At 41.2% G+C, this 18672-nt stretch carries 11 protein-coding genes; 6 read left to right on the top strand and 5 right to left on the bottom strand.

Annotation, left to right across the window (positions count from 1 at the left end):
* Positions 1-84: 84 nt before the first annotated feature.
* The 6 genes from M2419_RS18765 (at position 85) to M2419_RS18740 (ending at position 11164) form a co-directional block, all read left to right on the top strand.
* Positions 85-1983: a SusD/RagB family nutrient-binding outer membrane lipoprotein gene (locus tag M2419_RS18765; RefSeq protein ID WP_153847074.1), complete on the top strand. Its 1899-nt coding sequence runs from the start codon at positions 85-87 to the stop codon at positions 1981-1983.
* Between the two features lie 404 nt (positions 1984-2387).
* The gene (locus M2419_RS18760; RefSeq protein ID WP_194932902.1) at positions 2388-3512 is read left to right on the top strand and encodes an ROK family protein; all 1125 of its coding nucleotides are present in this window, start codon (positions 2388-2390) and stop codon (positions 3510-3512) included.
* Positions 3513-3535: 23 nt separating this feature from the next.
* A complete protein-coding gene (locus tag M2419_RS18755) occupies positions 3536-6862 on the top strand; it encodes a SusC/RagA family TonB-linked outer membrane protein (RefSeq protein ID WP_153847076.1) in 3327 nt (1108 codons plus the stop codon).
* An 11-nt stretch (positions 6863-6873) separates the two neighbouring features.
* Positions 6874-8457: a SusD/RagB family nutrient-binding outer membrane lipoprotein gene (locus M2419_RS18750; protein WP_153847077.1), complete on the top strand. Its 1584-nt coding sequence runs from the start codon at positions 6874-6876 to the stop codon at positions 8455-8457.
* Between the two features lie 74 nt (positions 8458-8531).
* Positions 8532-9968: an alpha-L-fucosidase gene (locus M2419_RS18745; protein ID WP_153847078.1), complete on the top strand. Its 1437-nt coding sequence runs from the start codon at positions 8532-8534 to the stop codon at positions 9966-9968.
* Between the two features lie 161 nt (positions 9969-10129).
* On the top strand, positions 10130-11164 hold the full coding sequence (locus tag M2419_RS18740) for an exo-alpha-sialidase (RefSeq protein WP_153847079.1): 1035 nt from the start codon (positions 10130-10132) through the stop codon (positions 11162-11164).
* 221 nt (positions 11165-11385) lie between these two features.
* Here the strand turns inward: M2419_RS18740 and M2419_RS18735 are convergent, their stop codons facing one another.
* From M2419_RS18735 to M2419_RS18715, 5 genes are all read right to left on the bottom strand, one after another.
* Positions 11386-13749, bottom strand: coding sequence for a glycoside hydrolase family 3 N-terminal domain-containing protein (locus M2419_RS18735; RefSeq protein WP_259255513.1), 2364 nt, complete (start codon positions 13747-13749; stop codon positions 11386-11388).
* Between the two features lie 407 nt (positions 13750-14156).
* Positions 14157-14651 (bottom strand): hypothetical protein, encoded by a 495-nt coding sequence (locus M2419_RS18730; protein WP_259255512.1) that lies wholly within the window; start codon positions 14649-14651, stop codon positions 14157-14159.
* 92 nt (positions 14652-14743) lie between these two features.
* Positions 14744-15592: a glycerophosphodiester phosphodiesterase family protein gene (locus M2419_RS18725; protein ID WP_259255511.1), complete on the bottom strand. Its 849-nt coding sequence runs from the start codon at positions 15590-15592 to the stop codon at positions 14744-14746.
* Between the two features lie 157 nt (positions 15593-15749).
* Positions 15750-16943 carry a metallophosphoesterase family protein gene (locus tag M2419_RS18720; protein ID WP_259255510.1) on the bottom strand — a complete coding sequence of 398 codons (1194 nt, stop codon included), beginning with the start codon at positions 16941-16943 and terminating at the stop codon, positions 15750-15752.
* 65 nt (positions 16944-17008) lie between these two features.
* A complete protein-coding gene (locus M2419_RS18715; RefSeq protein WP_259255509.1) occupies positions 17009-18661 on the bottom strand; it encodes a SusD/RagB family nutrient-binding outer membrane lipoprotein in 1653 nt (550 codons plus the stop codon).
* Positions 18662-18672 lie beyond the last annotated feature (11 nt).

The raw sequence follows: 18672 nt of genomic DNA, 5'->3' as shown, positions 1-18672 counted from the left end.
CGGCTTCATCACAATTGAAACCGCGGAAGGCGGCATGAATGCCTTAAAGAGAAAATAGGCTCATGAATAAACACATTTAAATAGATGAAAAATATCATATCAAAAATAAGTTTTGCTTTACTCCTAGGGGGAGTTATCAGCTCATGTTCCAAATTTGATGAGATGAACAATAATCCCTATAAAGCCTCAGACGATCAGGTCAAAATTGAATTCTTTTTTAACAATTCCCTTACTGGAGCACAACAAGATCCTAATATTGCGGAGCGTATCTTTGTTTTGGACTGGAAAACTACAGGTCGCCAACATATGACCAATGGTCTTGCAACAGGAACTGTAAACGACGATTGGTCAAAAGAGTATTACAGATATTCAGCTGAATGGATCAAAAATGCAACAAAGGGGATCGAAATTGCCACCAACGAGATCAATGCAGGATCGGCAAAAGAATATACCAACAATCTGCTCCAGATTACCCGTATCTGGAGAGCATATCTGATCAGCGAAGCAGCAGACAACTTTGGTCCTATGCCAATTGAATTTGCGCAAGGTGTTAATCCCAAATACAGCTCTGTTAAAGATGTTTACTATTATCTTTTTGAGGAGCTGAAAGATGCTACATCCAAAATGAAGTCAGGAGTCAAAGTACCCGACGATGTGATGAAGTTTGACCGAGCTTATGCTTTCAATGATGAAAAATGGATCAAATATGCTAATTCCATGCGTATGCGTCTTGCAATGCGCCTTTCTGAAGTAGATGCTACGAAAGCGAAATCTGAGTTTGAAGCAGCAGTAGCATCCAATAAGTTTATCATCAATACAGTGGATAATTTTACGGTGGCCGAAAAAGATGGCTGGGACCCATTAACTGGAGTTATGAGCCGGAGCTGGAACTACCAAGCACTTTCTGCTACATTAAATAATCTATACCTTGGGCTAGGTGGTATTCCAACGGAACAACAAGTTGCAGAGCCATTAAAATCTTCTGTGAAAGCCGATAATTACATTGGGAAACGCTATAGTAACCATTTCACCACAATGACAAATGACCCTTCTGCGGGATACTGGTTAGATGGTCTGCCAAATAAAATTGACCCACGTGCTTTAAAAGCATTTTTCATTCCGGGTGATTTCAGTAATCAGAATTTCTTTATGAATGGCGACGATTCAGAAACAACCGTTGATACCCTGGTTAACGGCAGTACTAAAATTGCTGTTAACACCAAATATACATGGAATGCATTTTCATTAGGTGACTGGGCTGCAAAAGGGACAAATAATAGATTAAGAAGTACACTTGTAGGGAAAGTTCCAGCGATTGGTGTACAATTCAGAAGAAGTGCAAATAGTCGTATTTTCTTCGCTAACTGGGAAACTTATTTTCTTCTGGCAGAAGCTTCATTAAAAGGCTGGACTACTGGAACTTCAGCACAAGCTGCATATGAAAATGGGATTAAAGCCAATTTCGATTACTGGGGTGTAGGTCAATTTGCGACGGAATATATTAATTCGATGGATTACAATCGTGTTGGTACATCTGTTAGCTTTACGCATGTAGCCGAACCAGGGGATTCCCATACTATGAATTATATTGATGGTTATACAAATGTTGCAGGAACCGCAACTATCAAGTATCCCGTAAATACACTTTATAAAAATGGAACAGTACGCAATGACTTGTTAACAAAAATTATTACCCAAAAATTCATTGCTAATTTACCATGGTTACCATTAGAATCTTGGAATGACCAAAGAAGATTGGGACTACCATTCTTTGAGAATCCAGCTATTGAAAATGCATTGCCAAACTTGCCTGATCTTACATCTGCAAATTACATGACAAGCAGCATTAAATTCTTCCCTCAACGGTTAGCATTCCCGTCATCATTTAGGGATACCGATCCAGCAGGATACCAGGAAGCTGTAAGCTTATTGGGCGGCACTGACAAAGTATTAACACCACTTTGGTGGGCTAAGCAGAAATAGCTTTCCTTAAAAACAAAAAAGCCAGCTTAAAGCTGGCTTTTTTGTTTTTAAGGCAGTATGTCCACATATATTTGTTACAATAACATTTAATAAAGGGTCAAAAAAAGGGCAATTTTAGTCAAAATAAAGGATCTTTTGAATTCTTTTTAAAAAATTTAAAAAGAATTTGGAACTTAAAATAAACTATATATATCTTTAGATTATAAACTAAAAACAAGCATAAACAAAACTCATCTGCCTCGAATCTAAATTAAACAAATCAGATGGGTGAAAACCAACTACCTATGATATTACAAAACGATAATATCATATTTTAAAAGATATTATAAATCAAAAAATTACGCATTAACAATGTTTAACTAGAGATGGTCGTAGAGATTTTAAGAAAACTGTATTATCGGCCAATGCAACCGATTGCAGATATTGCGAACTCACTTTCACGAAGTATACCTTCTGTTACCAAACAGATCAACGAACTTCTTTCAAAGAATATCGTCGTTGAGAAAGGCCATGCTGCATCAACTGGTGGCAGAAAGGCAATGCGATTTATGCTAAGTGAAGATCTAAACTATACGATCATTAGCATAACGATCGACCAGTTCTACACAGCAATTACCTTATCAAACCTTAAAGGGAATATCATGTCATCGTTAGAGAATCTTCCGATTGATCTTAAAGATCCTGATGCAGCAAACGTACTATTAAAAACCGTAGATCGCTTTTTTTCTTCAAATAATATTGATTTAAAACAGGTTATCGGCATAGGGATTAGCATGCCGGGCTTTGTCAATTCAGAAACAGGGCTAAATGAATCCTACAACAGTGATTCCCCTTTATATAATATAAAGGAACTCATCGAACAAAAGTTTAACGTGCCTGCAGTAATTGACAACGATTCACGTTGTGTCGCCTGGGCTGAAAAAAAATTTGGGAATGCACAAGATTCCTCGCACTCCCTTGTCATTAATCTTAATTGGGGGGTAGGTTTGGGTATTCTTATTAATGACGACATCTTTAAAGGAACTTCTGGTTTTGCTGGCGAGTTCAGTCACATCCCTCTTTCCGACGAATTAACACTATGCTCTTGCGGAAAGAGAGGCTGCTTAGAAGTGGAAGCTTCTGTTAGCGCTGCTATCCGTAATATTGAAAAGGATATAAAGAACGGCGAATACTCTATATATGAAAAACTTGTAGAAGAATATGACAACAAAGCTGAAGCTCTTATTGAATCCGTTCACATTGGTGATCAGATAGCAATCAATAATATCGGAAAAATTGGGTACTTACTAGGTAAAGGAATATCAACGTTGATACATATTCTCAATCCGAACAAAATTATCATCAGTGGTCGTGGAGCGGAAATCGGTTATATCCTTGCGCCTCATATTCAAGTTGCAGTAAATGAATATAGCATTCCTAAAATATCGAAGAAAACAAGCATTGAGATCTCCGACCTCCACAAAAGAGCACAGCAACTCGGCACAACAGCATTAGTCATAGAAAAATACATCACAAACATTATTAACTAACGTTTTACACAAATACCTAAAACATGAGTCTATTTTACAAAAAAACTGCAGGATTGGCGTTATGTACACTTTTCAGTGCTACATCGCTTTATGCGCAGCAAAGCATTTCTGGAATAGTTTCAGATGCTAATGGACCAGTCTCTGGCGCAACAGTTTCCGTTAAGGGAACAACTAGGGGTACACAAACAGGGGCCAATGGGTCTTTTACAATTCAAGCTTCCCAAGGTGAAGTCTTACGTGTATCCATTGTCGGATACAAGTCCCAAGAAATAGTCGTTGGTTCCTCAAAAACGATTAATATCAAATTAACAGAAGATGCTTCCAACCTGGAAGAGGTTGTTGTTACTGCCATGGGCATTAAAAGAGCTCCAAAGGAACTTGGTTATGCCATGAGTACGGTCGACTCTAAAGAGTTAACAAAAACCGGTTCACCGAACTTTGCGGGGGCATTGTATGGTAAAGCTCCTGGAGTTCGTATTTCAGCAGCACCCGGAGGAGCAACATCGGGTATTAACATCAATATCCGTGGTACTAACTCAATCACAGGAAACTCACAGCCACTGGTTATCATTGATGGGGTACCGATGAGACAATCAAGCTTTAACAATTCGGATTATTGGGGTGATCAACGTGCTCGCGGAAATGGTTTAGAAGATCTCAACCCTGAAGATATTGAAAATATCAGCATTCTAAAAGGTGCTTCTGCAGCAGCTTTGTATGGGTCAGAGGCAATGAACGGGGTGGTATTGGTAACGACAAAATCTGGGAAAGGTGGAAAGGGCTTTTCTATAGATTTTAATGCGACCTACACTCATGATAAAATTGCTTATCTACCAAGATTTCAAGATGTCAGAGGCCCTGGTTATACAAAAGCTTATCAGAATGATGGACAGGCTGATGATATGTTTTTCTATTATGATAATAGCCGAGCTATCAACGGCGTAACGCGCGGCGTACTTCCAGCAACAGTAAACTTCGGACCTAAATTTGACGGTAAAGACATTATTTCTTGGGACGGTGTTGTACGCCCATATTCTGCTCAAAATTCATACAACAAACTATTCAACAACCCAAACAATACTTCATTCAATTTAGCCCTCGGTCATACTACTGAAAATTCAAATACAAGATTCTCGGTCACACGCCAGGATAATCAGATGACCGCGCTTGAATCTTCAAACAAGAAGAATATTGCCAATTTAAATTCCTCGTTCAAACTTTGGGATAAACTAACAACAGACGTGGTAGTTAATTATGTGAACCAACATACACATAACAGACCATTCCTTACGGATCGTTTAATCAATAACTTCACCGGGATGATTTCAACATTTGACAATCCTGAGTGGTATCTAAACAAATATAAAACGAGTTTAGGCTATAAATATGTTACCGGCACAGACCAAAGCTTAACACCATCTGAAAATTTAATCTATAATGGGTATAAAACAGACGTATTGGATTTTATCTGGAATTCAAAAGCGAGACAATATGATGAGTATTCCAATCGCGTGTTGGGTTCGGTAACCAATACCTGGCAAGTGACAAGTGATTTCTCTTTGAGAGCACGATTCTCCGCAGATATGACCTCACTCCGTACCGAAGATAAACAACCTAATGAAAAACCGCTAGCTTATGAAAATACAGGGTATTTTGGTCTAGGCCAACAAAATGCCAATATTTATTATGCAGATTTCTTGGCTTCTTATAGCAAACAGATCAATCAAGACATCAAAGTTGGTGCTATGCTCGGTTATACTGCGACCAAGAGTCAGGATACCTATGTACAACGGGAAACTGCCGGTGGACTAAGCGTAAGAAATTGGTATGATATCAACGCTTCGGTAAATACTATTGGTGGAAATTCAAAATACAATTACCGCAGAAATCAATTGAGAGATGCGTTATTCGGAACTTTGAATTTCAACTATAAAAATTATTGGTTTGTTGAGGGAACATTGAGAAGAGAAATTATCTCTACTATGCATCCAGACAACAATGTTACTTTCTATCCTTCCGTAAACTCAAGCTTAGTCTTGTCAGAAGCTTTCCATTTACCTGAAATATTTAGTTACGCTAAATTAAGGGGATCATTTGGTATTGTTGGTAACTATCCACAGATCTACCAAAGTCCATTAAGTTATACGCAGAACACCATGGGAGTACAAACTCAGGGTGGGCAAGCTGTAATTTATACGAATGTACCGACAAGTGCCTTTGGAAATGAAAAGATTAAATCTGAGCGCAAAAAAGAATATGAATTCGGTTTAGAAACAAGATTACTAAATAATCGTTTAGGTTTTGATATCACCTACTATAACGGCTTAATTCAAGATCAAATTCTAAATTATACTTTACCGATCTCTATGGGTTCAAGTTCAATCGTGGCCAATGTAGGAACATTACGCAATAAAGGATGGGAGTTTGGAATCACGGGCACACCAATTCAAAATGAGAACTTTAAATGGAATACAGTACTAAACTTCTCGATGAACAAAAATATCGTAGAAGAGCTACCTGGAGGCGTTTCCGAGCTTTTGCATAAAGATTATGATGGTTCAGCAGCACAATTGGTATCAAAGGTAGGTCAACCAATGGGCGATATCATGGTACACCCATTGGCTACTGATGCAAATGGTAACAAAATTGTCCAAGATAACGGCTTATACCAAGTGGATGCCAATTCTTGGATCAAAGCAGGAAATGCAATGCCTAAAGCTGTCGGTGGTTTAACAAATACATTCACGTATAAAAATTTCACCTTGGATGCCTTACTTGATTTTCGCTGGGGTGGCCATGTTATGCCTACCGGTATAAACTGGATGATCAGTAGAGGTCTCTTAGAGGAAAGTTTAAACAACATGGATACAGAACATGGTGGGCTTAGCTACTATATCGCTAATGGGAAAGGGATCTCAACAACCGGAAGTACAGGTCCAAATGGAGAGACTGTTTATCATGATGGGATGTTGATGTCTGGAGTTAAAGCCGACGGATCGCAAAACGACAACATTATTTCACAAGCCGTTTATTACAACAACACATACAACTGGGGCGGACCACAATATTCTAACTCACGTTACGAACTATATGTACAAAAGAATAATTATATCAAGATGCGCGAGCTTTCAATAGCTTATCGCCTACCAAAATCAGTTGCACAGAAATTAAGGGCTAAAAACCTTCAAATCTCTGCATTTGGACGTAATTTATTCTTTATATACAGAAGTATAAAGGATCTAGATCCTGAACAAATGACTGGTGGGTCAAATTGGGTCGATCAAGTTTCCAATGCAGGAACAAGTCCGGCAACAAGAACATATGGTTTAATGCTACGTGCTAGCTTCTAATTATTAAAGACATGAAAAAATACATATTATATATGGGGCTGTGCGCAGCCACATTAGCTTTCACAAATTCTTGCAGCAAGAGTTCATTTGATGAAAACTACCGTGACCCAGGAAAAGTAACCGAGACAACCGTCGAAAAACAGTTTGCAGGTATGATTTACAGTTACAGACAACTAATTGTCCCTGAATATAGAAATTTATTTGTTACGCTTAGACCGACCATATTTAGATATTTGCATACTACTGGCTGGATTAATGAGACAAACCAGTTATTGCCAGGAGCCGCTGCTATAGAAGACCGTTGGTCAAGATTTTACGAAGGACTTGCACAATATAGAGAACTTGAAACAATCTACAATAAATCTGATGAAATAGATAAGAAAGAGAGTAGAATCTACTATCTAACTGCTAAAGTTCTATTTTACGATGAAACACAGCAAACCGTCGACCTACATGGGGCCATTCCATGGTCTAAAGCGGGTATGCTAAGTACAAATAACAGTGACTATCAAAATTCATACCCTGCTTACGATCAACCGGAAGATATCTATTCGACTATGATGACTGACTTAAAGAGCATAAGTGCCGAACTGAATTCAATTGCTGTTAGCGCCGCTACGGCCAACAAATTCAAGACGCAAGATTTGATCAACAATGGCGACATCTCTCTATGGAGAAAATACTGTAATTCACTTAGATTAAGAATTTTAACACGAGTTTCCGCCAGTTCAAAATTCGCTACACAAGCAAATCAAGAAATTGCAGAAATTGTTAATAATCAAACGACTAACCCCTTGATCTTAACGAATGCAGACAACGCCCAACTTGATATTTATAACCTCGACGATAACAGTATCCAAACTAAAAATATCAAAGATGCCTTCGAAGCTAGTGGTTGGTATGCAAACTTAGCTAGTAAGCGGATGATCGACAACATGCTTGAAAAAGTAGATCCAAGATTACCTTTTATGTTTGAGCCTGGAGCAAAAGCTGCTGGCAAATACATAGGTTTAGATCAAAGTAAAGTAAGTGCAGATCAGAATGCCTTGGCAATAGGTGGAACTTTAGCCATCTATAATCGATCTACATACTCAAGAAATCAATATTTCCCAGGTATATTATTTTCAGCAACAGAAACAAATTTACTGTTGGCGGAATACTACAATAAAGCTGGAAATGCATCGTCCGCGAAAACAGCATTTGAAAACAGCATTAAAGAATCTGTTGATTTATATCGCATTATTAGAAGCAGATCCAACGACAATACAGTTGTTGCGCCCGCTGCTCCAACTACTGAAGCGATCACTACCTATATCAATAATGTAAACTGGGCTGGCGCATCTAATAAACTTGAACTAATTGCAACGCAAAAATGGATACATTTTAATGTTTTGCAAACTGTACAAGCTTGGTCCGAGCAACGTCGTTTGGATCTGCCTAAATTTGAATTTGTTGTTCAAAACGCTGACATTCAAAAGACAGTACCCGTCAAATTCAACTTACCACCTTCAGAAAGCGTTTATAATTCAGCAAATTACAATGCTGTAAAAGCACAAGACAATGTCAATACCAAACTTTTCTGGGACGTTAATTAACGCATAAACTACATGTATCTATAAGAAGGCCACCTAAGGTGGCCTTCTTTTTATCATTTTCATTATCTTTAGAAATGCAAACACTAAAAACCATTATATCCACTGCGCTGATTGCTTCAAGCGCAACACTAGCGTTTGGCCAGGCACACAACGTATCTAATGGCTATCAAAAACCGACTGATCCCTTAGTAATTGAAAATCTCGAACAATGGCAAGATATGAAGTTTGGTCTTTTCATGCACTGGGGTACCTATAGTCAATGGGGAATCGTTGAAAGCTGGAGTATCTGCCCTGAAGATGAAGGCTGGACCCAACGCAAACCCGAACATGGTAAAACTTATTTTGAATACCTAAAGAACTACGAAAATCTACAGACCACCTTTAATCCTACGGATTTCAATCCACAAAAATGGGCCGATGCCGCGAAAGCTGCCGGCATGAAATATGTCGTCTTTACAACAAAACATCACGATGGATTTGCCATGTTCGATACCAAAGAGTCGGATTATAAAATTACATCCTCCAAAACACCATTTTCGACAAATCCAAAGGCAAATGTGACCAAAGAAATCTTCAATACCTTCCGCAATGACGGTTTTAAAATTGGGGCCTATTTCTCCAAACCGGACTGGCACTCCGATTACTACTGGTGGTCATACTTTCCGCCAAAAGACAGAAATGTAAATTATGATCCTAAAAAATATCCGGATCGTTGGCAAAAATTCAAAGATTTTACCTACAATCAAATCAACGAGCTGACCTCAGAATATGGCAAAGTCGATATCCTCTGGTTGGATGGTGGCCAGGTGCGCCCCTTAGAAACCGTTGACAAATCTGTTGACTGGCAGCAAACAATCAAAATGGATCAGAATATTGACATGGACCGCATTGGTGGCATGGCAAGGAAAAATCAACCCGGCATTATCGTTGTCGACCGTACAGTACCTGGAAACTGGGAAAATTATGTTACACCTGAACAAGCGATCCCTGAACATCCGTTGGATATTCCATGGGAAAGCTGTATCACCATGGGTAATTCGTTCAGCTATGTGCCCAACGACCAATACAAGCCGACCAAAAAGATTGTTGAAACATTGGTAAAAATTATTTCCCGAGGTGGAAACTACCTATTGAACATAGCCCCTGGCCCAACAGGAGATTATGACCAGGCAGCATACGATCGCTTGAACGAACTGGCAGCCTGGATGAAAATCAATCAAACGGCAGTGTTTGCAACACGTACGATTGCTCCATATCACCAAGGTGACTATTACTACACTAGAAGCAAAGACAGTAAAGTGGTCAATGTATTCCATCTTTCTGAAGGTGATACTTACCAACAACCCAATGAATACGTCTTTCAAGTACCTGATAATTTTAGCGTAAAGAAAATCGCTATTTTGGGTCATAAAGGTAAATTGGACTGGTCTCAACGTGGTAACCAAATTACCTTGAGAAGCCCTAGCACACGATTTAGCTATGCTACTGCAATTCAATTGCAAAGCAAATAATATAAAATTCCGTTGGATATAATCCAACGGAATTTTATCATTTAACAAGGTCATTATTTACCGATCACCGCCTGAACATCTCAATATTCCCAAAGCTTCTGCTCAGGAATAAGAAAATAAGTCATCAACAAACTATGGGGTTTTTAGAACCTTAAATTCCAATGAAAAAAATCAACCTATTTCCACTATTTATCCTTCTTTTTCTATCCTCATGTACAACGTATAAACCTCAGATCCTGGTGTCAGAGCAAATTTTTAAAACAGGCGAGGTTCCATTCCAACAATGCCATGCTTCCACGATTCAAGTCATCGGAAAAGACAGTTTATTGGCGGCCTGGTTTGGCGGCACGCATGAATCTAATCCCGATGTTGTCATATGGAGTTCACTGTATAGCCATGGCCAATGGCAGCGTCCTGTACAGATTGCAGATGGAATCCTTGCTGACAACCGCTTTCCAACATGGAATCCTGTCTTCTATCAATACCCGCACAGTGATACACTCTCTTTGTATTATAAAATAGGGCCCAACCCCAGAGAATGGAAAGGCTATGTCAAACATTCGCTGGATAAAGGAACGACCTGGTCTGCAGCGCAGCAGTTGCCTGGAGGTATTTTGGGACCTATCAAGAATAAACCGCTCACCTTGACAAACGGACTGATTCTCTCTCCTTCCAGCACGGAGTCCAAAGAAGAAATCTGGAAAGCACACCTGGAAATCAGCCGCGATCATGGCCGCTCCTGGTCCGTCAGCGCGATACGCCCCGATACCAGTATCCAGGTTATTCAGCCAAGTGTGATCCAACATGCGGATGATCGCATTCAGGTGCTCTGTCGAAGTAAAGAAAATAAGGTGATGGCAGCATTCTCAACAGATCAAGGCCTTACCTGGAGCCCCTGGCAAGCGACAAACCTGCTCAATCCCAATTCAGCCACCGATGCCATCCGTTTAAATAATGGTTTATTTATGATCGTCTTCAATCCGGCCATCGCTGGCAACGACTGGTGGGAAGGACGCACAAAACTGCATGTCGCCATATCAAAGGATGGCTTACAGTGGAAAGATGTCCTAACCCTTGAAGATGGGGTAAAGAACGATGAGTATTCTTATCCGACAATTATTCAGGACACAAACGGTCTTATCCATATCACCTATACCTGGAATAGGAAAAGTATCAAGCATATTGTGCTCAGGTAACGTTCCTGAACAGAAACAGCGCCAGTAGATACGACTAAGACACCAAGCTATTGGTACAGCAAAAAAGAGACTGCCTAGCATTTAATATAAATCGCTGTGGGCCCAATATTCGAAATAATACAGCAGTTTGAAATGATACAGTAGGTGGTTTCAACTCGCAAGATAAAAAATGGGGCGGTCCAAAAAAACTGGACCGCCCCATTTCATATTTTTGTCTAGGATTAATAATCCTTTGTTAAAACCGTTTCTCCCTTCAACCGGATATCATCGGAAGATGCGCCGACCAAAAGTTTAAACCTGCCTTTTTCCGTCTTCCATTCGTTACCTGCATTCCAAAGTTTGAGGTCCTCCTTGGTCAATTGAAAAGAATAACTTTCTTTCTTTCCTGCGGCAATGTTTTTACGCTCAAACCGCTTCAACTGCATAACAGGTGTCACAACCGAACTTACTTCGTCCACAACATATAACTGAGCGACCTCATCGCCCGCCAATTTGCCGTTATTTGCCACGTCGAACGACACCATACATACAAAATCATTGCCATTCTCCTTCAGAGAGACCTGTAAATTGGAGTAATCAAAACTACTGTAGCTCAACCCATAACCAAAACCATACAATGGTTTGGCCGACATTTCCACATAATCGTGATGTTTGGGTTTTGTATGGTTGTAATGTACCGGAAGCTGGCCGACCGAACGAGGTACCGAAATCGGTAATCTTCCAGCCGGATTATAATCACCGAACAATACATCGGCAATAGCCAGGCCTCCTTCCTGTCCCGGATACCAGGCATTCACGATCGCAGGCACATGTTCAGCTGCCCAATTTAAGTTCAATGGTCTTCCCATAATCGTAACAAGTACAACTGGTTTTCCCGTCGCCTGTATCGCTTTCAGCAACTTGATCTGATCGCCCATCATATCCAGAGAAACGCGATCAAATCCTTCTCCGCTCTCCATATCACTCACCGTATTGGGATCAACATTGGCTGCTCCAGTTGCTTGATACGACGTTTTAAAATCACGTGCACTCGAACCACCCAGGACTAAAACCACCGCATCGGCCTGCTTTGCAGCTGCGACGGCGGCAGCGATATCGGAATTGCTTGTATCACGGATCGCACAACCTTTCACATAATCGACCTTGGTACTGTTACCAACTGCCGCCCGTATTCCCGTCAAGAGGGTCTGAACTTTTCCCTCAGCTTGTGGAGCAGTATAATCGCCCAGCTGATTATAGGCATTGTCGGCATTCGGTCCTATAACGGCTATTCGTTTCAACGATTTACTTAAGGGTAAGATATGCTGATCGTTTTTAAGCAAAACAATCGACTCGCGGGCCACCTGTCTTGCTACCGTTTTATTTTGTGCCGTAGCGACTTTTTGCGCTACCAACTTTTCATCCACATAAGGATGATCAAAAAGCCCCAGATTGAACTTCATTCGCAGTACACGGGCCACTGCTGTATCAAGAACAGCAGGTTCAACGAACCCCTGTTGGACGGCCTTAAGCAGATTTGAACCATAACCAGTCCCGCTTAGATCGACATCCAATCCGGCATGTATACTTTGTGAAGCCGCTTCTTCTGCAGTCGCTGCTGTTGCATGCCCTCCATTGAGCCCTGATATACTCAGTAGATCCGATACGACAAACCCCGTAAATCCCCAGTCTTTACGTAGAATGTCATTCAGCAACCAGGGATTGGCAGAACAAGGAATACCATCAATACTGTTATATGCTGTCATTACCGACCCAGCTCCTGATTTTACAGCACGCTCAAAAGGCGGCAAAAAATACTGTCTCAGGCTTCGTTCTCCAAACGATACGGACTCACCATTGTGGCCGCCATCTGGAGCAGCATAGGCTACAAAATGCTTTAAAGTTCCTATTATTTTATCGCGCTCACCTAACTTCTCACCCTGAAAACCACGGATCATTGCAGTTCCCATCTGACCGATCAGATAGGGATCCTCCCCATAGGTCTCTTCAGTACGCGACCAACGTGGATCTCGCGCTAAATCTAATACAGGACCATAGCCGTTTTTACCACCCACAGCATAAGTCTCCATGGCGATTGTTGATGCCATATCCTGAATCAACTGTGGGTTCCATGTACTCGCTTGTCCGATCGCGGTAGGGAACACTGTTGCACCAATCGCCATATGTCCGTGTGGCGCCTCCTCAGACAACAACAATGGAATCCCTAGTCGAGTACTATCCACCATATAACGTTGGATCGCATTTGTAGCGCGCGCAGCTTCTACAGGGCTCAGACCATTCAGCAACGTTTTCTGTGTCCAAGGATCGGCACGTAAGGTTGCCCATAATAATCCGATATGCTGTTCTTTTACGGCCTTTCGCAATTTATTGCTGATTGTAACCTGCTTTCCGTTTTTGCTATACATTTCCCAGCCCAGCAATTTGCTCAATTGCCCGACTTTCTCTTCCACAGTCATTCTTCCCAATAGATCACTTACCCGTTTTTCAATTGGTAACGTACTATTCTTATAAGGCAATTGCTGGGCTTGAAGTTGTGGGCAGAGCAATGTCGTCATTGCCGCCATAAGTAATATACGGACTTTCATAAGTGGATTATTATTTATCTAGTTTTCTTCATTAATTGGATCCGGTTTTATTATTTCACTCCATCTATGCAACCGGTTTCCAAAACACTAAATTAACGATTTAGCCTAAATAATCAAGTTAAATTTTGATTCCTAATTCTTTTAACAATCTATAGGGCGGCAGCATTGGCTTGAACAGCGTTCATCTAAACAACCTGACACAGGGTCTACTTTATGTATTGAAGTAGAGGAGAACAAATGGCAAATATTCACGAAATTCATTCTTGCACGTTGGGCAACAACAAAACAGTTAGACAAAGAAAAAATTAATGTGAAATATTCAATTGCAACTTCATCAAAACAGAATTGAACAAAAAAAGAAAGACGGCTAGCCGTCTTTCTTTTGAATGTTAAAGGAAATATACAACTTATTTTGTTGCAGCCGTTCGCTTACCTTGAAAATGGTATTCAATTGGTGCTGCTAATGCTACAGGATTATTATTGCGCGAAATTAATATGAGCTGATCAGCATCAAGCTGTACCTCATAACTTTGGTAAGGATCACTATCAGCAAACTTGATACTTTTCTTCTCTTTATCATAGGTAAATGCGCGATGCTGTAGTTCAGCAAAAATCAAACTTTCAAATGTTAGCTTATCATCCCCACATAGTTCTTTACCACGATTGACAGTGAACTTATTCGCTGGTTCAGCAAATGTAAACGTATACACATTATCCTTTTCACAATCTTTCGGTTTATGCTTCAATTGCTCGTTTGTCGTCCCTTTCGCAGACACGACAGGGCTCCATTCAAAACTTTCCAGCTGTTTTTGAACATCCATAGGTACAGTCACTTCATTTTCCTTACTGCAGCTCGTCAGTAAAAAGAGAATAGCAAAACTTCCAGTAAATAATTTATTCATTGTGGTTCCATTAGTTATATCTTGATGACGATCATTTTACCAATATCGCTACAATAAAATCAAGCATTTTTAACTAAACAGATAAAAATAGACTAAGAGCCGGAAAGCACTTCGCGCCACAAGCTAGGATGATCTGTTTGAATAAGACGTACAAAAGGATATTTCTCCAAAAAAGATCGATAAGCCTCCCTTCCCTCCTGTTCTGCTTTATCGTCATATTCCCCCAAACTATTCATCCAAAAATAAATGCCCTGTTGGCGCAATGCATTAAGTTTTTCGGTATCAGTAAATGATTCATCAAGATGGACAATTGAGGTTAATTTCATCTTCAGTATGGCCGTTAGATCCTTCATACTTCGTGCCCTCGGAAAAAGCGTGATCGTTGGATTGAATTTGTAAATCTTGGGCATGTCTTTGTAATCGTAAAGAAAAAACAGTACTTGGTCTTCCATCCCCTCCTGTTCAACAAGCGCATAGGTTTTCTTAATAAACTCTTTACGATCTTCTTTAAAATCGAGATCAACAAGGATTTTTCCCTTTGCAACGCGCAAAGCTTCCGATAGGGTTGGTATAACATGATCCGAGGCTTCACCATTAGCCTTTTTGCGTAAGTGGAGCTGCTGAAGCTCGGCATAGGTCTGTTTGGCGACCTCTCCTTGCCCGGTTGTCGTCCGATTGACTGTTTTATCGTGCATCAGCACAAGTACACCATCTTTGGTGGCCCGCACATCTACCTCTACCACGGAAGCCCCCTGCCGAATGGCCTCTTCGATAGCAGCAATTGAATTTTCAGGTTGCTCCAGATGAGCTCCCCGGTGTGCGGCAACGTGTAAACTTTTTTTATCTATTTTTTTTATTAAATCGTTTGACTGAGCATATAAGTGGGTTGTAGAACTTACTATCATACTCAACAAGATAGTAGAAAATAAAATCTTTTTCATTGCTGTATAGCTATTTTTTTGCAATCTCTTTTTGTTATACCTTTGAAACCGGCGATCTCGCCGCAGTTACATCTTAATCGCGTCATGGATTGAATCCCGCACCTATATTGACGGAAAGTAATCCGGTTTGGATGGATCACCTTCCGTCTATGTAGTTCTACCTTTTCGACAACTCGAATGAATCAAACAACTGCCCATTCAGCTTGTAGCTTGAAAAATACAGTCTATTATCGGTCAGCTTGATCACCTGATACAATTGCGTCTGTGACGTTGCAACTTCCATCCAGCGTTCAGAATCAGATTCGTACATCTTAGGCCCCGCTACAGACAGGAGATAGACAGGCCGCTTTTTACCCAGCCCGCCACGAGCGTAGGTATGATCGTGGCCCTGAAGGACCAAATCGACACCATATTTCTCGAAAATAGGTTTGAAACGTTCTCTCAAGATGGTATTGTCACGATTTTTTGCCGTAGAGTATACGGGATGGTGCATGACAACAATGTTCCATTTTTTTGGTGATGAAGACAACACTTTCTCCAGCCACTTTTCCTGTATCGCTGCTGCAGTAGAGTCGAGCATAATCAATTGAGAATTTAGGGAGATCATACGTAGATCCTGGTAATCGAGGTAGTAAACAGCGTCTTGCATACCCTCAGGGCCATTCCTCGGCAAGTTGAACTGTACTTTCCAATGCGGGTCAAGTACAAGCTTCCCAAGCGAGTCGCGACGGTACTCGTGATTACCCGGTGTTGGAACAGCAGGGATCATCTGATGAATAAATCCTGCTGCCTCATGCCATTCCGCCCACTCCTCGTCTGCATTCGAACGATTGATCAGATCGCCCGTGTGAACAATAAAGCGTGCATTCGCTTCCTGCTGAAAAGCACGCCGAATGGCACGTGCCCAGCGTGAACGTAAGTCGTTCTGTGCATCGCCCAAATAGATAAATGAAAACGCGCCTGAACGCTCCGCAGTCTTAAATTGATTCCAGGCACTCCAATTGCTGCCATCTCCAACGCGATAGGCATAAACTGTACCGGGTTTCAGGTCACGGAAGGTTACCTGTCCATAAGCATCCTCTTGCTGTCCTCGCTCGAGAGATAGCGCTGTTCCATTTATTGTAATCGCGCTTTTTTCAAGTTCTGGATTGCTCTGTTCTTCAGTAATCTGACCAATTATTTTGGTCCTATCCGCATTGATCCGCCAAGAAACAGACTGCGTACTGCTGGGCTCATCGGACCAGGTCAACGTAATCCGGTCAGGTTGTTTGTCCCTATTATCCGTCTGGCTTTTCCCTTCCAATAAAGCACAGCACAGTACTACAGCAAGAAGAATATGTTTGATTTTCATTGTGATATTGATTTTATAAGCGATTTGATTGTTATGTTTAATAATTTTTAATTGATGATTACTAATTACCAGGGCTTGTTTGTTCCTTGCAATAACCAAGGTTTTGACCAGGCACTATTTTCATTGTCTGCCTGTGAGTAAGCCGTCTTTTCAATACGTTTCAAGGCCTCCTCGGCATTTTTTTGATTCACACTCATTTCGGTTTGCATATAAGGTACACGAACAGGAAGCTGTGTCCGAATGGCTGCGGGGCCGGCCTTTAAAGCGGGGTACCCTGTGCGACGATAATCAAACCAGGACTGTGCGGCAGTTGACCAGCTGGCGATCCATTTTTGTTCAATGATCTGCACTTGCGTATTTTCAAACGCCACACCTTTCTGACGGACATAGTTGGAATAGTCTGCGCCCCTTCCCCAGCTTGCCAACGATTCCTGTATAGCACGCTCATAATAGGTCTTGGCTGATTCAGGCAGCCCCCATCCTTTCCAGGCTGCTTCAGCCAAAATAAAATTAACTTCGGCAGCAGAAAGCAAGCGTGCTTTTAATAAACTTCCCTTCGCCGAACGATAGCTATCACTCAGGTAAGAAACATGCGGATTGATCGAGGTCTGCCCGGGCGTTGGATTGAGGTTGTAGGCTGAAGGGTTTTTAGATACACTTGGCGGCAGTCCAACATACTCCTTATCGGTATCCACGGGAACACCTTTGACGACGTCAGGCGATACAATACGAACACCATTGACGATCTTATCTGTACCTGCGGGCTCGTTGCTGCGGATCTCAATGGGTATATCTACCTTTCTTGCCCAAACCGCCAAACGAGGGTCGCCAAGTTCCTGTAGTCGGTCGACCAGTGTTGCACACATTTTCATTCGTCTAAAATTACTTCCACTGGCATCATACACCGTATTTGACGGCCAGGAGTCATTTGCATTATTTCCAACAAAATCCATCAATACATCATCAGTGGTACTCGTAATAATTGGAAATTTATCGGGATTGGCAACAATACTTTCAATCCCCTGTTTGGCAAAGTCAGCAGACTTTGCTGAAATACGCATATAATACCGTAATGCCAAAGAATTGGCAAAACGACGCCATTTCGAAGCCTTTCCGCCAAAGTAAACATCCGCATTCGCCAGCACCTCATAGGAACCATCGGGGCGGGATAGAAGTTCATTGGCTTGCTTCAACTCCTCGATAATTCCCTTATAGATTATTTCCTGACTATCGTATTTCGGAAAATTATATACAGCATCTCCCAGTTCCGCTTTTAAGGCATCGGTATAAGGAGCGTCTCCCCAGAGATCAGTCACCAATCCGAATAAGTAAGCGCGCATTACGAGCGAAACTCCTTTATGGAAATCTAGCCCCAATTTCTCCGCACGTTTACGCATAAGCTCATTGTCACGTAGAAAACCATAATAGGCATCCCAGCTCAGAATTCCTCCTGTCCATTCGTAGTCATTATGTGAATTGAACCACGCATCAAATTGGGTATGCTGCATAACTCCGCCAAGATCTGAGAAACTCAATTCGTTGTATTTTTTCGCTGTTCCTGTCAATATCGTCGGCAATAACAGATTGGGATTGGCATCTTCCTCACTTACACCGTTCGGATTGATATTAAGTTCGGTCAGATCTTTACAAGCTGAAATATTCCATACCATCCCAAGGCCTACTACAGCCATGGTGAATCTCTTCAACTGATTTTTCATTTATGTCGTAT

Origin of the sequence: Sphingobacterium sp. BIGb0116 (assembly GCF_024808035.1) — a bacterium.
In the GTDB taxonomy this organism is placed as follows: domain Bacteria; phylum Bacteroidota; class Bacteroidia; order Sphingobacteriales; family Sphingobacteriaceae; genus Sphingobacterium; species Sphingobacterium paramultivorum.
Note: the sequence above shows the minus strand (reverse complement) of the source record. Positions and strands in the feature narration are given on the sequence as shown.

Bases quoted from the DNA above. Each gene is read 5' to 3' on its own strand.
- M2419_RS18765 (WP_153847074.1), top strand. From the start codon at position 85: ATGAAAAATATCATATCAAAAATAAGTTTTGCTTTACTCCTAGGGGGA.
- M2419_RS18760 (WP_194932902.1), top strand. From the start codon at position 2,388: ATGCAACCGATTGCAGATATTGCGAACTCACTTTCACGAAGTATACCT.
- M2419_RS18755 (WP_153847076.1), top strand. From the start codon at position 3,536: ATGAGTCTATTTTACAAAAAAACTGCAGGATTGGCGTTATGTACACTT.
- M2419_RS18750 (WP_153847077.1), top strand. From the start codon at position 6,874: ATGAAAAAATACATATTATATATGGGGCTGTGCGCAGCCACATTAGCT.
- M2419_RS18745 (WP_153847078.1), top strand. From the start codon at position 8,532: ATGCAAACACTAAAAACCATTATATCCACTGCGCTGATTGCTTCAAGC.
- M2419_RS18740 (WP_153847079.1), top strand. From the start codon at position 10,130: ATGAAAAAAATCAACCTATTTCCACTATTTATCCTTCTTTTTCTATCC.
- M2419_RS18735 (WP_259255513.1), bottom strand. From the start codon at position 13,749: ATGAAAGTCCGTATATTACTTATGGCGGCAATGACGACATTGCTCTGC.
- M2419_RS18730 (WP_259255512.1), bottom strand. From the start codon at position 14,651: ATGAATAAATTATTTACTGGAAGTTTTGCTATTCTCTTTTTACTGACG.
- M2419_RS18725 (WP_259255511.1), bottom strand. From the start codon at position 15,592: ATGAAAAAGATTTTATTTTCTACTATCTTGTTGAGTATGATAGTAAGT.
- M2419_RS18720 (WP_259255510.1), bottom strand. From the start codon at position 16,943: ATGAAAATCAAACATATTCTTCTTGCTGTAGTACTGTGCTGTGCTTTA.
- M2419_RS18715 (WP_259255509.1), bottom strand. From the start codon at position 18,661: ATGAAAAATCAGTTGAAGAGATTCACCATGGCTGTAGTAGGCCTTGGG.